The 16,238-nt window shown below is 41.8% G+C and carries 15 protein-coding genes and 1 tRNA gene; 6 read left to right on the forward strand and 10 right to left on the reverse strand.

All coding sequences use genetic code 11. The annotated features are described in order from the left end of the window. Nucleotides 1-841: 841 nt before the first annotated feature. The 3 genes from A9267_RS20910 to A9267_RS20920 form a co-directional block, all read right to left on the reverse strand. Nucleotides 842-1,393 (reverse strand): YfbU family protein, encoded by a 552-nt coding sequence (locus tag A9267_RS20910; protein WP_065110620.1) that lies wholly within the window; start codon nucleotides 1,391-1,393, stop codon nucleotides 842-844. Nucleotides 1,394-1,395: 2 nt separating this feature from the next. After that, nucleotides 1,396-1,902: a hypothetical protein gene (locus tag A9267_RS20915; RefSeq protein ID WP_065110621.1), complete on the reverse strand. Its 507-nt coding sequence runs from the start codon at nucleotides 1,900-1,902 to the stop codon at nucleotides 1,396-1,398. A gap of 94 nt (nucleotides 1,903-1,996) precedes the next feature. Continuing rightward, on the reverse strand, nucleotides 1,997-2,611 hold the full coding sequence (locus A9267_RS20920) for a hypothetical protein (RefSeq protein ID WP_065110622.1): 615 nt from the start codon (nucleotides 2,609-2,611) through the stop codon (nucleotides 1,997-1,999). Between the two features lie 343 nt (nucleotides 2,612-2,954). On the opposite strand from A9267_RS20920, the gene A9267_RS20925 reads away from it, so the two are divergent. Then, nucleotides 2,955-3,911: an integron integrase gene (locus A9267_RS20925; RefSeq protein WP_065110623.1), complete on the forward strand. Its 957-nt coding sequence runs from the start codon at nucleotides 2,955-2,957 to the stop codon at nucleotides 3,909-3,911. Nucleotides 3,912-4,968: 1,057 nt separating this feature from the next. Here the strand turns inward: A9267_RS20925 and A9267_RS20930 are convergent. The 7 genes from A9267_RS20930 to rnm all read right to left on the reverse strand — a co-directional run bounded on the left by A9267_RS20930 (nucleotide 4,969) and on the right by rnm (nucleotide 9,748). Further along, nucleotides 4,969-5,059, reverse strand: a tRNA-Ser gene (locus tag A9267_RS20930). A gap of 111 nt (nucleotides 5,060-5,170) precedes the next feature. Continuing rightward, nucleotides 5,171-5,503 carry a hypothetical protein gene (locus A9267_RS20935; RefSeq protein ID WP_055026458.1) on the reverse strand — a complete coding sequence of 111 codons (333 nt, stop codon included), beginning with the start codon at nucleotides 5,501-5,503 and terminating at the stop codon, nucleotides 5,171-5,173. A 218-nt stretch (nucleotides 5,504-5,721) separates the two neighbouring features. Continuing rightward, complete coding sequence (gene rluB, locus A9267_RS20940; RefSeq protein ID WP_055026457.1) at nucleotides 5,722-6,594, reverse strand: 23S rRNA pseudouridine(2605) synthase RluB; 873 nt, start codon at nucleotides 6,592-6,594, stop codon at nucleotides 5,722-5,724. Next, nucleotides 6,595-7,182, reverse strand: a complete 588-nt coding sequence (scpB, locus tag A9267_RS20945) for an SMC-Scp complex subunit ScpB (RefSeq protein ID WP_055026456.1) — start codon at nucleotides 7,180-7,182, stop codon at nucleotides 6,595-6,597. A gap of 30 nt (nucleotides 7,183-7,212) precedes the next feature. After that, nucleotides 7,213-8,001 carry a segregation and condensation protein A gene (locus tag A9267_RS20950; RefSeq protein ID WP_065110624.1) on the reverse strand — a complete coding sequence of 263 codons (789 nt, stop codon included), beginning with the start codon at nucleotides 7,999-8,001 and terminating at the stop codon, nucleotides 7,213-7,215. Between the two features lie 269 nt (nucleotides 8,002-8,270). Next, nucleotides 8,271-8,891 (reverse strand): L-threonylcarbamoyladenylate synthase, encoded by a 621-nt coding sequence (locus A9267_RS20955; protein WP_055026454.1) that lies wholly within the window; start codon nucleotides 8,889-8,891, stop codon nucleotides 8,271-8,273. After that, nucleotides 8,888-9,748 carry an RNase RNM gene (rnm, locus tag A9267_RS20960; protein WP_065110625.1) on the reverse strand — a complete coding sequence of 287 codons (861 nt, stop codon included), beginning with the start codon at nucleotides 9,746-9,748 and terminating at the stop codon, nucleotides 8,888-8,890. The genes A9267_RS20955 and rnm overlap by 4 nt, the downstream gene beginning before the upstream one ends. A gap of 471 nt (nucleotides 9,749-10,219) precedes the next feature. Here rnm and A9267_RS20965 point away from each other — a divergent pair, with 471 nt between their 5' ends. The 5 genes from A9267_RS20965 to trpB all read left to right on the forward strand — a co-directional run bounded on the left by A9267_RS20965 (nucleotide 10,220) and on the right by trpB (nucleotide 16,229). Beyond that, nucleotides 10,220-11,773 carry an anthranilate synthase component 1 gene (locus A9267_RS20965; protein WP_065110626.1) on the forward strand — a complete coding sequence of 518 codons (1,554 nt, stop codon included), beginning with the start codon at nucleotides 10,220-10,222 and terminating at the stop codon, nucleotides 11,771-11,773. A gap of 56 nt (nucleotides 11,774-11,829) precedes the next feature. Continuing rightward, entirely contained in the window at nucleotides 11,830-12,444 is a 615-nt protein-coding gene (locus tag A9267_RS20970) for an aminodeoxychorismate/anthranilate synthase component II (protein WP_055026459.1), read from the forward strand. Continuing rightward, on the forward strand, nucleotides 12,444-13,481 hold the full coding sequence (trpD, locus tag A9267_RS20975) for an anthranilate phosphoribosyltransferase (protein WP_065110627.1): 1,038 nt from the start codon (nucleotides 12,444-12,446) through the stop codon (nucleotides 13,479-13,481). The genes A9267_RS20970 and trpD overlap by 1 nt, the downstream gene beginning before the upstream one ends. A 2-nt stretch (nucleotides 13,482-13,483) precedes the next feature. Next, a complete protein-coding gene (gene trpCF / locus A9267_RS20980) occupies nucleotides 13,484-14,926 on the forward strand; it encodes a bifunctional indole-3-glycerol-phosphate synthase TrpC/phosphoribosylanthranilate isomerase TrpF (RefSeq protein ID WP_065110628.1) in 1,443 nt (480 codons plus the stop codon). A gap of 97 nt (nucleotides 14,927-15,023) precedes the next feature. Then, the gene (gene trpB, locus A9267_RS20985) at nucleotides 15,024-16,229 is read left to right on the forward strand and encodes a tryptophan synthase subunit beta (protein WP_055026449.1); all 1,206 of its coding nucleotides are present in this window, start codon (nucleotides 15,024-15,026) and stop codon (nucleotides 16,227-16,229) included. Nucleotides 16,230-16,238: the final 9 nt, after the last annotated feature.

The following is a 16,238-nucleotide window of genomic DNA, read 5'->3' on the forward strand; positions in this document are numbered from 1 at the left end:
AAAACGTAAAAAGGTTTAACCCACACGGTTAACCCCACCGAGTCGACGCATTAGCAATTGACGATAACACGGTCAGACCGAGAGCAATTGAATCTGGTTAGTTGGGAAGTACATCTTGCTCGAAAGAGTCAGTAATACTGTTTAACGAATGAGATCTTTGCTCAAGCGCAAATCATCAGGGCGATAGCCAAAAGCTGTTTAGGCAGCAAGCTAGTCAAACGCCGAATGTAGAGCAGCTGTCAGATCCACTGTTGTTGTCGGATTACTATTGCTTGACAAAGGGGAGTCCATGTAGCCCAACTAAGGGGCTGATAATTGTTGGCTAGAATGTGGAGCGAAGCGGAACTGAAGCCAACGGTTAGCAGTCCCTCTTAAGTTACTTGTTAGGTTGCACGCTACTAAACATTAAACCGCTATAAACGACGCCACTAATGCACGACAACACAAAACAAAATAATGAAACCAATTTAATTTTTAACTGAGGTGGGAATTACGAAGGAAATATAACTTATCGGCGCTCCCTGCCCAACAACTGCTCTTACGTTACACCAAAACATGTAAAACGTACAACCGCCCTACTTAGCCGATTCTGAAACATTGAGATGCAGCGGAAAACTTAGCGAACCTGATTAAACAACCAAACCTAAACGACCAGCTGATGCTTATTGATTTAGCGCAATGTGAGAATATCTATAACTGCCGATAAGTGACAACCTAACGCCCTGTTAAGGTGTGAGCAACGCAATACCGAAGCTAGCGCATACCGCCTTAAACACAAAAAGCAACGCATAGTAAAAATGCCACGCGTTGCGAATCACTCTTAAACAGATTGTTAGGCTTATTACCTATTCTCTGGGTGAATTTTTTCAACTAGTAATTGAACAATCTGGTCTTTATTCAGAGGAAAAAAGTTTATATTTTTCTGTATTTCTTTGAAAACAGGGAGCATTCGATAATATGTATCTAAAGTCGGACAATGTGCATTTAAGTAACGACCTTTAAACTCTTCAAAGCGATCTAGATCGTTTATAAGAAATGAAGCAACGCCCATGTACTCGGATTCATTGTTACCATCAAATCCATTAAACTTGGGATCCTTACCAAATGGATGCGCATCAGTTTCCACTTGCGCTTTTTGTTCATCGGTTAACTGACTATAGCTATACTCAATAACACTCCACATTTCTAAGATATCTAATACTTCTTTAACGATTTCTGGCGTTTCTTGCTGCTCAAAAGGTATACCCGAGTATTTCCATGGAATACTCCATGTATTTTCACTGAATATAGAGGAACGAATGAACTCTGGATCAATCTCACCTTCTACACCGGCACTGTCATACAACTCACTTAGCATTAGTAAAATAAGTTTCTCGCCATCTGTAATTTTCATATTTAGTCCCTAGTAACCGATTCTTTTTTATCATCTGAGAGGTTTTTAACAACAGGCATAAAACCATTAATCTTGTAGTAAATCCTTTTCCCTGCCTCTTTCTTTTCTGCAAAACTTTTTGCTTCCGATAAGTTTTCAATATCGTCTTTCAAGTCTTCGTATAACTTTTGTGCTTCATTGTCCATGAAGAACGCGAAGTGAGCACTTTGCTCATTAATGTAGCGACAATACTCTTCCACTTCACTTGCTATATCGGCACAGTTAATACCCTTAATTGAAGACGAATTGCAAGCAGGACCTACTTTTGATACCCGTTTCAAAATTCGCGAAGTTTCACTATAGACTTGTGAAACTTCAACGAGTTTCCTCTTATCAACAATTTCATCTTTGACTTGCTCCGCTTTAGAAGCCGCTTTGTCTGATTTGACTGCTTCTTTCCATGCCCATACAGCCCCTCCAATAGAAGCAATACTTCCTGCAACGGACAGCCATGTTTCGATGCTTCCCAAAAATAATCCTCCATAGCCAACTGATAAGCCTAACGCCTCATTCAGAGGCAAATAATTGTTGGCTAAAATAGCGACGCAGGAGCAAAGCCAACTGTTATTTGTCCTGCTGTAATGACTTGTTATATTTTTTATACAACAATGCTGCACTTTCGGGCTTGATAGCCTCATCTAGACTTAAGTAGCCCCATAGAAAAGCTGATAATACGAAAATAAGATAAACAGGGAAGCTTGAAGTATCATCGAATGGAACTTGAGGAATTATAACAATAAGACCTATAGCAATAAAAAACGATACAAAATACGCACAATATAATGACCATTTTTTAACTGTTAACCTTCTGGTGGTTATCTTGTTTTTATAACGTATTTCTTTATAGTCATCACAAAACTCGATATAACGCCTCCCCTGTATATAAGACAAAATATCAGATGTTGGAGTCTTAGATTTTAAAAAGAAGTTAATTACCGGATAATCAATTAGTACACCAAACCTATTTTGAAAAATTTGTTCAACGGTAAAATGATATTTAGGCGAACCATTTTTTTCTATTTCCGCAATCATTTCCGAAATTCTGGTAGTTTTTTCTTCTCTACTGCGATCTATTCGACTCTTGATTACTTTAAACAAAAACACAAATAGCAATACGATTAGAGCTCCCATTTTGGGAGTGCCTAATTCACCATAGCCGAATCTTATTAATGCTTCCATCGCTCACCGTTTCCTGAGAAAAATATAACAGCTTATTATATAGCTGCTCGATAATGTTCCTGTTCAAATTAAACTTAGTAGCAAGGATACTAAGCCAACCGACTGTTTATTATGAATAATAATATATAGTTCCTATTAATTTATTCTATATCAATAGGGCAAAATTGAGCGTCTTAATGTAGAGGTCTCTACAATCTTTTGCTAAGTATCATTATTTCAATAACTTAACAATATCTTAGAATTTTATCGAGCAAAGAACTATCATTTTTTGCTCACTTTACTCGCAATTTTTCAAAAAAGAATTATAACTGTATATACATACAGCTATAATTAAGCGATTCCTATGAAGAAGCCAACTTTTATTGAAGCTATCAGAGAACAAATTAGAGTTCGCCATTATAGTTTGCAAACCGAGAAATCTTATCTCTACTGGGCGCGCTATTTCATCCGATATACCCAAATCAAAAATGCACGCGAATTAGCGCCTTCTCATATTGAGTCCTTCCTGTACTATTTAAGTAACCAACGTGGGGTTAGTGCTAGTACACAAAAACAAGCATTGTGTGCACTTGTGTTCGTATTTAAGCATGTTCTTGAAGTTAATACTGATAACCTCAATTTTCCTTATGCGAAAGCCCCTAGCCGTATCCCTCAAGTATTAGATGCTCAACAAGCCAAGCTCATCATTAACCTAATGAATGGTCAGTACAAAATGATAGCAAGCATCCTATACGGGAGTGGACTTAGGCTTAATGAAGCACTCAGTTTAAGAGTGAAAGATATTGATTTCACTCACCGTACAATTTTTGTTTTTAGAGGCAAGGGGCAAAAGGATCGTGTCTGCTTGTTACCAGACTGCGCTGTTGATAGTCTTAAGGAGCAAATTGAAAAAGTTAAAGAAATACATCATAACGATATTAAAGCTGGTTTAGGCTTCACTTCATTGCCACCCTCATTGTTTAGAAAGTATCAGCAAAGCATTAAACAGTTTCACTGGCAGTATATATTCCCAGCTTCCCGCCTCTGTGTTCACCCTATTGATGGCTATATTTGCCGTCATCATATTCATCCGTCTGCATTTGGCCGTGCATTAAGAATTGCAACAATACAGGCACAAGTAACTAAACGAGTCACAGCACATACTTTCAGGCATTCGTTCGCAACTCAATTACTGCAACACGGAACAGATATAAGAACCGTACAAGAGCAGCTTGGACATAAGGATCTTAAAACAACTCAGCTTTATACCCATGCGGCGGGTATCAACCAAACAGGTATAGTCAGCCCAATGGACAGATAAATGACTTAAAACCTGGAATAATGTCATAGTAAAATACGGCGGCATCTAGCTTCAGTGTTACTTTATCCCCGAATTAAAATGAGATGGGCTATTTTAATTGGCGTTGCTCTTTCAATCATATTTTAATTAATTTTTGCTAAGTCGATAGGTTATGAGCCAAAAGTTAACGAAATCAGACTTTTACTCACAATGTGGCATAAACGAGTTATATCCCCTACATTGACGAGCTACAAACCTGTTAACTCTATAGTCAAACTCACTCAAATTCTAGAAAGCAAAAAGCCCGCTACAAAATAGCGGGCTTTTCTAAATATGGCGGAGAGATAGGGATTTAAACCCTACACTCATGCGCAACAAACCTTTTAACTCTCTAAGCAAACTCACTCAAATTCTAGAAAGCAAAAAGCTCGCTACAAAATAGCGGGCTTTTCTAAATATGGCGGAGAGATAGGGATTTGACCCTTACATTGATGCGCTACAAACCTGTTAAGTATATTCCGAAATAACTTAAAACCCAGAAAGCAAAAAGCCCGTCACTTTGCAGTAACGGGCTTTTCTAAATATGGCGGAGAGATAGGGATTTAAACCCTACACTCATGCGCAACAAACCTTTTAACTCTCTAAGCAAACTCACTCAAATTCTAGAAAGAAAAAAGCCCGCTACAAAATAGCGGGTTTCTCTAAATATGGCGGAGAGATAGGGATTTAAACCCTACATTGATGCGCTACAAACCTGTTAAGTATATTCCGAAATAACTTAAAACCCAGAAAGCAAAAAGCCCGCTACAAAATAGCGGGCTTTTCTAAATATGGCGGAGAGATAGGGATTTGAACCCTACATTGATGCGCTACAAACCTGTTAACTCTCTAATCAAACTCACTCAAATTCTAGAAAGCAAAAAGCCCGCTACAAAATAGCGGGCTTCTCTAAATATGGCGGAGAGATAGGGATTTAAACCCTACATTGATGCGCTACAAACCTTTTAATCTCTAATCAAACTCACTCAAATTCTAGAAAGCAAAAAGCCCGCTACAAAATAGCGGGCTTCTCTAAATATGGCGGAGAGATAGGGATTTGAACCCTAGATGGGCTACAAACCCATGCCGGTTTTCAAGACCGGTGCATTCGACCACTCTGCCATCTCTCCGAACGAGCGAGATAATAGCTATCTCCCTCACGTGTGTAAAGTAGAAATTGAAATAAATCGTTCATTTGGCTATTTGAGCAGCAATTTGCGCTTAAACGTCGAAAAATAGCGCTACTTCTCCATTTTAACGGGCGTTAATCCTTTAGCACGATCATCAATTGCATCATCCAGTTTAAAGCCTGCTTGCTTCCATGTTTGTGCTTCTTCAGGATTAAACTTCTCTTTTGACCACTCTGATGCAGACTCAACATCAAAACTTGCTTTGCTCCACTGCTGAGATTGTTCAGCATTAAAACCACTCTTACTCCAAGTTTGAGCTTTAGCAGCATCAAAGCCAATCGCTTTCCAATCAGCAATTTCTCGCTCGGACATACCTTTCCATGACGGTGCAGATGCGCAGCTAAACAATAAACCAGCAAGTGCTACAACAAGTAACTTTTTCATTTAATACTCCTTCAACAGTAAACTTATGTAACTGATTAAAAAAACATCAAATAAACTATAGTTAGCGATATGCTCAGTTTCAAGAAAGCGGCAAGTAAATCTGAGTAACCCTATTTAGTATTCACAATGACATGCAATGAAGTAATAAAAAAGGCCACCTTAGGTGACCTTTCTGATTCGTGAGTTTAGTTGACTTGTATCACGTTGAATAATAATGCTTAACTACGTTGACGAGTCGATTTAGGACGCGCGGCAGTTGTTTTGTGCTTTCGTACTGCTCGGCGAATTTTCGCGCCTTTAACTTTAGCACGTGCAACACTGTGCTTATCAGTGCCTAATAAAGTACGTGTTTCTGGCTCTAATCCCGCAAGCTGACGTAAGTAGTTAACCTGTTCCATATCCAGCTCTGTCCAACCACCACGTGGTAAGGCTTTTGGTAACTCAACCATGCCATAACGCACACGAATAAGTCGGCTTACCTGAACCTCTTGAGATTCCCATAAACGACGGACTTCACGGTTGCGCCCCTCTTTAAGAGTCACATGCCACCATTTATTGAGTCCTTCACCACCAGCAGGTTTGATACTGTCAAAGTTTGCTGGCCCATCTTCAAGAGTCACCCCTTTACGAAGACGCTGCACAGCGGCTTCTGGCACATCGCCAAAGGTACGCACTGCATATTCACGGTCGACTTCATTTGAAGGGTGCATTAGACGGTTAGCTAATTCACCATCAGATGTGAATAATAATAGACCTGAGGTATTGATATCCAAACGCCCTACCGCAACCCAACGTGAATCACGTATTTTAGGTAAACGATCAAAGACGGTTGGTCTACCTTCTGGATCTTTTCGACTACAAATCTCGCCTTCTGGCTTATGGTAAGCCAACACGCGACAAATAATATCATCTTCAGTTTTGATAACGATGGCACGGCCATCAATGCGTATTTTAGCATCTGCTTCAACGCGATCACCTAAACTGGCAATTTCTCCGTCTACACTAATACGGCCTGCAGCAATCCATGCCTCCATCTCACGACGGGAGCCATGGCCTGCACGGGCCAAGACTTTCTGCAATTTTTCGCTCATCTAGTTCGACTCTTCTGTTTGTTGTGGCGCTAATGAAACCTTTTCAAACAACGCCTGCAATGACTCATCATCCGTTAGCGACGGTAAGTCTGCTAAGGTTTTTAAGCCAAAATAAGATAAAAACTCTGTCGTGGTTGCATATAATGCAGGTCGCCCTGGCACTTCTTTATGACCAACGGTTTTTACCCAATGTCTATCAGCTAAACTCTTTATTATGTGGCTGCTGACGGCCACACCTCTTACATGTTCAATATCACCGCGCGTTACTGGCTGCTTATAAGCAATCACCGCTAGGGTTTCTAACGTCGCACGTGAGTATTTAGGGGATTTTTCTTGCCACAAAGGTTGTAAGAATTCACTCAACAACTCTTGGGTTTGAAAGCGATAACCACTGGCAACTTCAACCAGTTGTACCCCACGCTCTTGATAATCTTGCTGTAACTCATCAAGACAGCTTTTAATTCTGACTCGTGATACATCAAATTTGACTAAAACGGTTTCTTTAATCGCTTTAATACTTAACGGTTTACCCATCACAAACAAACTGGCTTCGATTAATTGCTTTAATTGAATGTCATTTATTTGCATGATGTCCTTTCTCATATCAACACTTGGTTGTTAAAACGCTTTAACGTAAATCGGTGCTAACGGTTCGTTTTGCACTAAATCAACCAACAACTCTTTGACTAATTCCATTAACGCTAAAAAACTCACTACCACACCAGCCTTTCCTTCACTGACATCAAATAAATCAGTAAATGGCACAAAATGTTCTGTTGAAAGTTTAGCTAATATTTGGCTCATTCTCTCGCGTGTCGATAACGCTTCACGCTTAACATGATGATGTTCGTTCGCATCAATGCGTTTTAACACTTCCGAAAACGCTTGAGCAATGTCAACTAGCGATACTTCTGGCGGCATGATGACTGGCTTGATATTCGGTGCTGTTTTAGCTTGTGCTAAAAACACATCTCGTTCCAATCGCGGCAAACCGTCTAAGTCAGCAGCTGCCTGCTTTATCACTTCATAAGCTTTAAGTTGGCGGATAAGTACCACGCGAGGATCTTCTTCATCTTCCTCTGCGGTCGCGACTTTAGGTAACAGGAGTCGAGACTTAATTTCTGCCAAGGTTGCTGCCATAACTAAATAATCAGCAGCGAGCTCTATACGTGCTTCAGTCAAAATATCAATATAAACTAAATATTGAGTCGTAATTTTTTCAATTGGCAGGTCAACAACATCCAGTTTTTGCTTGCGAATTAAGTACAATAATAAATCGAGAGGACCTTCAAAGGTCTCCAAAAACACTTCCAGTGCTTCTGGCGGAATAAACAAATCGGTCGGCATTGCATCTATTGCTTCGCCGCGTACAATCGCAAGAGGTAAACTTTTTTGTATCCCCTGCATTGAACAATTCCTTTATTAATATTCTCAATGTAATAAGTTTCAGCAAGTTACATAAAAACAGCTAAGCGATTTAAAAGTAAACTTGCCGCTGCGACTCTTACTACTAGCGCATATTGTTGAAGCTAGAAATTACCAAACGCGCGATTATACGCACTATTGGCAAGGGTTGAAACAACTATCCATTAATCTTGTGGCTAAAATCTAACACTTGTCGGTGGCATTACACCAAGCGTCAAGCGCAGGCATCTATCAACACCTGCAACAAAGACTTACTCAAATAAACTCGTATCACCTGCACCTTCACGGATAATATCAATGTCACCTTCTGACATATCAATCACGGTGGTTTGGTTTTCAGCTAAATAACCACCATGAATAATTGCGTCTACGCTGTGTTCTAATATATCTCGGATATGTTCAGGATCTGACTCTGCAAACTCTTCATCAGGCATCACCAAACTGGTCGACATAATTGGTGCTTCAAGCGCCTCTAATAAAGCCAAGGCAATTAAGTTATTTGGCACACGAATACCAATGGTTTTCTTTTTATCGCACTGTAAACGGCGCGGCACTTCCTTACTCGCTTTGAAGATAAAGGTATATGGCCCTGGAGTGCAGCTTTTCAGTAATCGGTAAGCTTGATTGTCCACACGAGCAAAATTAGCCAATTCAGATAAATCTCGGCACATTAGTGAGAAGTTATTATCATTTTCAATTTTACGAATACGCACCATACGGGTCATGGCATCTTTTTCGCCAATCATACAACCCAGTGCATAACCTGAATCTGTCGGGTAAACAATTACCCCACCTTGCTTTAAAATGTTCACCGCTTGGCTAATTAATCTTGCTTGCGGGTTTTCGTCATGTATATAAAAAAATTGGCTCATGTTCGCTCCGTCCAAGATTCTGTTTGCCACACCCACTGCACACCAGCAGGTTGGAATAAATTTTTGCCTAACTCAATCCAATTGCTTGGGAAATGAAAATCACTGCCAATTGAACCCGCTAGGTTGTTCAAATGACTTAAAGCGACTAAGTTAGCGCGATCATCAATGCTCTGTTGGCCTAATACCACTTCCATCGCATCGCCACCAGCCTCTTTATACTCTCGTACTAAGCGCTTTAACCACTTAGCTGAAAGCTTGTAACCACTGGGGTGTGCCAATACCGCTACGCCACCAGTTTGATGAATAATGTCAATCGCATTGGCCATGTCAGCCCAGTTATTGGGGACATAACCTGTTTTACCTCGCGCTAAATAGCGCTTAAAAACACTCGGCATATCTTTAGCATAGCCGTTTTCTGCTAACCAACGAGCATAATGGCCGCGACTAATAGCTGCGCCTGCGGCAAACTTTTTAGCACCTTCATAAGCACCTTCAATTCCGGCTTTGGCTAAACGGTTACCAATTTCTTGGGCTCGTTCTTCACGTAATTCACGTTGACGAGTTAAAAAATCCAGCAAAATTGAGTTTTCTTTATCCATATTTAAGCCAACAATATGAATATCGAAGTTGTTCCATCGAGTAGAAATTTCAACACCATCAATTAATTGTAGTGGTGTTTCATGTTGTTGGTTGAATTGATGCGCTTCAGCAAGTCCTGCCACAGTATCGTGATCTGTGATGGCGAGCATTTGAACGCCCTTTTCGATGGCACGTTCAACGAGTTCAGAAGGAGTAAGTACGCCGTCAGATGCGGTCGTATGGCTATGAAGATCGGCCAAGAGTGTGTCTGTTATCATAACGTTATTGTACTTTAATCTTTGTTGAAAAGCTTAACCCTATCGTGATTATTTGCTACATATTCAGCAAATTGATGGCCCTTTGACCTCAATGAATAAAAAAAAGCTAAATTTGAGAAATATTCAATTGACATTAAACGCCAGCTAAGGTCTTCTATAAGGCATACGTTAGCCAAACGCATTTTGCTAACTTTTTTAGATAACGACTACATTCAAGAGAATTAATTTACATGACCAACTTTAACGCACGTAACATCAATTGGTGGTGGCACTTCCCAAATTAACGGGTGGTGTGAAGCGTTGTGGTTATTTAAATAACACAAGATTTTACTAGAAAGCCCGCAGAGATGTGGGCTTTCTTGCTATTTACGGCTTGCACTCTGAAATAAAACTAACGCAAACCAAGCACGAAATTGCTTTAAAAAGAGTATCGAGTATGAAGAATCAATATCAGAGAGAGGCGCAATAAGCATTATGGAACATCAGTTTGCCCATGTCGTCACACAAAAACAATCGTTAGCATATCATGCTGATCCGCTTAGTCTTTATCAACATGTTACTGCCAATGCGCCGCACACCATGTTGCTTGAGTCGGCTGAAATCGACAGTAAAGATCACTTAAAAAGTATCGTGCTCACTCACGCCGCGATGATGGTGAGATGTGACGGCTATAAGCTTACATTCAGCGCGTTAACCGATAATGGTGCTAGCTTACTTTCTCCTATCAGTGCCTTTTTCAAATCAAGTGAGCAGCAACAGCGAGACAAAGTACTCACCGTACATCTTGCCAAGGCTCAAGAGCGACAGGATGAAGACGCACGATTAAAGTCTACCTCGCCGCTTGATGGGTTAAGAATGTTTATTCAGCACATTCAGACCGACAAAAAAGATGCTTTTGAAGATTTATTTTTAGGCGGAGTCTTAGCTTACGATTTAATCGATACCGTTGAACCTTTGCCTGAAGTCCCCAATGCTGATAACGATTGTCCTGATTACTTATTTTATCTCGCAGAAACCTTGATATTGGTTGATCATCAGCAACAAGATGCAGAAATCATTACTCACCAATTTTCAACTGATACTCAATTCGCTAAAACTCTTTCTCAGCGGGCAATTGACGTTAAACAGCAGTGCCAAACGCTTGCCCCCGTTCAACCATTAGTTGCCATCGACGCTGAAACTCGCGTCAATATCAGTGACGATACTTTCAAGCAAACGGTTGTGGATTTAAAAGAGCACATTGTTGCAGGCGATATATTTCAAGTTGTTCCCTCAAGAAGCTTTAGTTTACCTTGCCCGAATACTTTAGGGGCATACCGAGCGCTGCGTTTAACCAACCCTAGTCCATATATGTTTTATTTCCGTGGACCTGATTTCACTTTATTTGGCGCTTCGCCTGAAAGCGCACTTAAATATGATGCCGCCAGTAATCAAGTTGAAGTTTATCCTATTGCAGGTACCCGTAAGCGCGGTAAAACTGTCGATGGGCAAATTGACTATGATCTAGACAGTCGTATTGAGCTTGAATTGCGTCTTGATAAAAAAGAGCTCTCAGAGCATTTAATGTTGGTTGATTTAGCCCGAAACGACATTGCACGGATCAGCCAAAGTGGCAGTCGCAAAGTGGCAGAGTTGCTTAAAGTCGACCGATACTCACATGTTATGCACTTAGTTAGCCGTGTGACTGGGCAATTACGAGAAGATTTAGATGCTCTGCATGCTTATCAAGCTTGTATGAACATGGGCACCTTAGTGGGCGCCCCTAAAGTGCGTGCATCCCAACTAGTGCGAGAAGCAGAGCAAGCTCGCCGCGGCAGTTATGGTGGCGCGGTAGGATACATTAACGGCCTAGGTGATATGGATACCTGTATCGTCATTCGCTCTGCTTTCGTTAAAAATGATGTGGCCTTTATTCAAGCTGGTGCTGGTGTGGTATTTGATTCTGACCCACAAGCCGAAGCTGACGAAACCCGCCAAAAAGCACAAGCCGTGATTTCAGCGATAAAAATGGGCGGTGGGCTATGAGCACTCAACAAGCAAACGCTAATAAGATGAACACGAATAATATGAGCATTAGCAATATGAAACTGTATCTATTAGATAACTTTGACTCATTCACCTACAACTTAGTGGATCAATTTCGTAGCTTAGGATTTGAAGTACTTATTTACCGTAATGATGTCAGTGCCGATTATTTAGCTGAAAAACTGATAGCAGAGCAAGGACAAGCAGCATTAGTATTATCACCTGGCCCTGGCGCACCACATGAAGCTGGCTGCATGATGGAGTTAATTGCAAAAGTTGCTGGCAAAGTGCCTATGTTAGGCATTTGTTTAGGGCATCAAGCAATGGTCGAATATTACGGCGGTAAAGTTGAACGTGCGCCATTTGTCGTTCACGGTAAAGCCAGCCCTACAATTCATAATGGCGAAGGTGTATTTGCAAACTTGCCTTCTCCACTGCCAGTGGCTCGTTACCACAGCCTAGTCGCTACCCAAGTCCCCGATTGTTTGTCTGTCATTGCGACCACTGAAGACATGCCAATGGCTGTGATTCACCCACAAGATAAAGCGGTTGGTTTTCAGTTTCATCCTGAATCAATTTTAACCACGCTTGGCAGTACGCTACTGACGCAAACCCTGACTTACCTCACCCATACAATTGAAAGCAACAATAGCCCTAAAGGAGCCTTATAATGTCTCAGCTTCAACCACTATTAGACTCTCTTTATCAAGGTAACGCCCTTACCCGTGAACAAAGTGCACAATTATTCAGTGCTATTGTCGAAGGTGAAATGGATCCTGTTGCCATGGCTGGTATGCTTGTTGCCCTTAAAATGCGCGGCGAAACGATTGAAGAAATTACAGGCGCTGCAGATGCCCTTCGTCAAGCTGCTAAACCATTTCCTCGTAGCGCGAAGTCGCTCGCTACTGGGGTGGTTGATATTGTTGGTACGGGTGGTGACGGTCATAACACCATTAATATCTCAACAACGGCCTCTTTCGTCGCAGCTGCAGCTGGCGCCAAAGTCGCTAAGCATGGTAATCGTGGCGTATCCAGTAAATCTGGCGCATCGGATGTGTTGTCACATTGCGGCATCGGCTTAACCATGACACCTGAAGCCGCCAGTCAGTGTATCGAAGACTTCGGCTTATGTTTTTTATTCGCCCCACACTACCATGCAGGCGTACGTCATGCTGTACCAGTAAGACAAGCTCTGAAAACCCGTACTATCTTTAATATTCTTGGCCCGTTAATCAATCCAGCCAAGCCAGAGTCAATGCTGCTGGGCGTATACTCACCTAAATTAATCGCGCCAATTGTGAACGTGCTTAATGCACTCGGTGTTAAACGTGCCATGGTGGTTTATGGCAGCGGACTGGATGAGGTCGCCTTACATGGCGAAACCCAAGTTGCAGAGCTTAATGATGGGCAAATTCGTTTTTACAAACTTAACCCACACGATTTAGGCGTAGAACCTGCACCGATATCGGCACTAGAAGGCGGAGAGCCAAGTGATAATGCGCTGATTACACAAGCGATATTAAAAGGTGAAGGTCAACCAGCCCACCGAGATGCCGTTGCCATCAATGCAGGTTGTGCCTTGTATGTCAGTGGTGTGTGCGACTCTGTGCAGCAAGGGACTCAACTTGCCCTTGAAACCATCAATAGCGGCAAAGCTTACGCCGTATTAACGCAACTTGCTGAAGCAAGCCAGCAAGAGGAATCTTAATCATGCCTGAAGTTGTTAATCGCACAGCGAAAGAATCCAATGTATTAACCAAAATTGTTGATACTAAAGTCGCACATATTGCTTCATTAAAGCAGCGTTACCCAGAAGCGACTCTGCAACCTAAAATATCAGACCGTAGTCTATTTGACGCTCTTAAAGCCCCTAATGCGGGATACATTTTTGAATGCAAAAAAGCCAGTCCTTCAAAAGGGCTTATTCGCCCAGATTTTGATGTCGAAGCCATCGCTGATATTTATGGTAATTACGCCGCTGGGATTTCAGTGTTAACTGACGAGCAGTTCTTCCAAGGCGATATTGATTACATTCCACTTGTGCGGGCTCGAGTCTCTCAACCTATCTTGTGTAAAGACTTCTTTGTCGACCCATATCAAATCAAACTGGCAGCCCATCAAGGCGCCGATGCTGTCTTGTTGATGCTGTCTGTCCTTGATGATGAGCAATACAAATTACTGTCTGCAGAAGCGGATAAATACAATTTAGATGCCTTAACCGAAGTCAGTAACCAAGCAGAACTTGAACGTGCCATTGATCTTAATGCGCGTATTGTAGGTATTAACAACCGTAACTTACGTGATTTAAGTACCGATTTAGCCACCACTGAAGCTTTAGCACCACAAATACCTAACGATAGAGTCATTATTAGCGAGTCTGGTATCTATACCAACCAACAAGTGAAACGACTCAATCCATTGGTAGACGGTTACCTTGTTGGCAGCTCTATCATGGCGCAAGACAATATTGACCTTGCCTGTCGACAGCTCATTTTTGGCCATAACAAAGTTTGCGGCTTAACGCGTATCGAAGACATCAAAGCGGTAGCAAATTCAGGTGCTGTATTCGGTGGCTTAATTTTCCACCCAGCATCGCCACGCAGTGTCAATGTTGAGCAAGCTGCAGAGTTAGTTAAACAAAGTCAGCAAGCACAAGTCGGATTACATTTTGTCGGTGTCTTTGTTAACGCAGCTAATTCAGACATTGTGGCTACAGTAAAGGCGGTAGGATTATCAGTGGTGCAGTTACACGGTAACGAGTCGACCACTGAAATCAACGAGCTGAAACAGTTACTGAACAATGCGCAACTGGACTGCCAAATTTGGAAAGCAGTGAGTGTAGACAGTGAAACCAATACCCTTGGCGACAAACCACAAGGGGGCGATCGTTACTTATTCGATAGCAAAAATATCACTGGATTTGGCGGCACTGGCGAAACCTTTAACTGGCAATCGTTACTCGACACTTCTGCTATGACTTCTTCAGAACGAGAAAACAGCATGCTTGCAGGTGGGCTAACACCTGAAAACGCATTTGATGCTAACCAGCAAGGTTTTTACGGATTAGATCTCAACTCTGGTGTTGAGTCAGCACCAGGCATTAAAGATGCGCAAAAAATTGCAATGGCATTTGCCGCTATCAGAAAAAATTAATCACCATGGCTCAGAAGTAGCCCTGGCATCAAACAGTTAACAATATTACGAAATAGCCAATATGGATATTTCACCTAAATTTGATAAGGAAGACCCAATGACAAAGCTTAAGCTTGACCCTTATTTTGGCGAATATGGCGGCATGTATGTCCCGCAAATATTAGTTCCAGCGTTAAAGCAGCTAGAAACCGCATTTGTTGACGCCCAAGAAGATCCTGAGTTTCAAAAAGAATTTACTGAGTTACTGAAAAACTATGCCGGTCGCCCTACCGCATTAACCTTAACCCGTAACTTAAGCCCTAACCCTATGGTTAAAATCTATCTAAAACGTGAAGATTTACTCCATGGTGGCGCGCACAAAACTAACCAAGTGTTAGGTCAAGCATTGCTGGCTAAGCGTATGGGCAAAAAAGAAATCATTGCTGAAACAGGCGCTGGACAGCACGGCGTTGCAACGGCACTTGCCTGTGCACTGCTAGATCTTAAATGTAAGGTTTACATGGGCGCTAAAGATGTAGAGCGTCAATCACCAAACGTATTCAGAATGAAATTGATGGGCGCTGAAGTGATCCCTGTTACATCTGGTTCTGCAACCCTTAAAGATGCGTGTAATGAAGCTATGCGTGACTGGTCTGCAAGTTATGACAAAGCGCATTACTTACTTGGCACTGCAGCTGGGCCGCATCCATTTCCGACAATCGTGCGTGAATTTCAACGCATGATTGGCGAAGAAACCAAAAAGCAAATTATTGAAAAAGAAGGCCGTTTACCTGATGCCGTTATTGCATGTGTTGGTGGGGGCTCAAATGCTATTGGTATGTTTGCAGACTTTATTGAAGAAACCGACGTTGAGTTAATCGGTGTCGAACCCGCAGGTAAAGGCATTGATACCCCACAACATGGTGCACCATTAAAACACGGTAAAACCGGTATTTTCTTTGGTATGAAAGCGCCGCTGATGCAAGATACTGACGGTCAAATTGAAGAATCATACTCAGTTTCTGCAGGTTTGGACTTTCCATCAGTGGGGCCGCAGCACGCTTATTTGAATGCCACTGGTCGCGCACGATATGAATCAGCAACCGATGATGAAGCCTTAGAGTGCTTCCAACTGCTTGCTCGCTCAGAAGGGATTATTCCTGCGCTTGAATCTGCCCATGCCATTGCTTATGCAGTAAAAATGGCAAAAGAAGCCACTAAAGAAACAATTCTGGTGGTTAACTTATCAGGGCGTGGCGATAAAGATATCTTTACCGTCTCTGACATCTTAGAACAAAAAGCCTCAGCTGAAGCGGCGAAATAAGGACTTATT

The organism is Shewanella sp. UCD-FRSSP16_17 (assembly GCF_001675935.1).
Lineage (GTDB): Bacteria > Pseudomonadota > Gammaproteobacteria > Enterobacterales > Shewanellaceae > Shewanella > Shewanella japonica.

Coding starts and splice junctions, on each gene's coding strand:
- trpCF (WP_065110628.1), top strand. CDS start 13,484: ATGCCTGAAGTTGTTAATCGCACAGCGAAAGAATCCAATGTATTAACC.
- trpD (WP_065110627.1), top strand. CDS start 12,444: ATGTCTCAGCTTCAACCACTATTAGACTCTCTTTATCAAGGTAACGCC.
- A9267_RS20925 (WP_065110623.1), top strand. CDS start 2,955: ATGAAGAAGCCAACTTTTATTGAAGCTATCAGAGAACAAATTAGAGTT.
- trpB (WP_055026449.1), top strand. CDS start 15,024: ATGACAAAGCTTAAGCTTGACCCTTATTTTGGCGAATATGGCGGCATG.
- rnm (WP_065110625.1), bottom strand. CDS start 9,748: ATGATAACAGACACACTCTTGGCCGATCTTCATAGCCATACGACCGCA.
- A9267_RS20950 (WP_065110624.1), bottom strand. CDS start 8,001: ATGCAGGGGATACAAAAAAGTTTACCTCTTGCGATTGTACGCGGCGAA.
- A9267_RS20935 (WP_055026458.1), bottom strand. CDS start 5,503: ATGAAAAAGTTACTTGTTGTAGCACTTGCTGGTTTATTGTTTAGCTGC.
- A9267_RS20920 (WP_065110622.1), bottom strand. CDS start 2,611: ATGGAAGCATTAATAAGATTCGGCTATGGTGAATTAGGCACTCCCAAA.
- A9267_RS20910 (WP_065110620.1), bottom strand. CDS start 1,393: ATGAAAATTACAGATGGCGAGAAACTTATTTTACTAATGCTAAGTGAG.
- scpB (WP_055026456.1), bottom strand. CDS start 7,182: ATGCAAATAAATGACATTCAATTAAAGCAATTAATCGAAGCCAGTTTG.
- A9267_RS20955 (WP_055026454.1), bottom strand. CDS start 8,891: ATGAGCCAATTTTTTTATATACATGACGAAAACCCGCAAGCAAGATTA.
- A9267_RS20970 (WP_055026459.1), top strand. CDS start 11,830: ATGAAACTGTATCTATTAGATAACTTTGACTCATTCACCTACAACTTA.
- rluB (WP_055026457.1), bottom strand. CDS start 6,594: ATGAGCGAAAAATTGCAGAAAGTCTTGGCCCGTGCAGGCCATGGCTCC.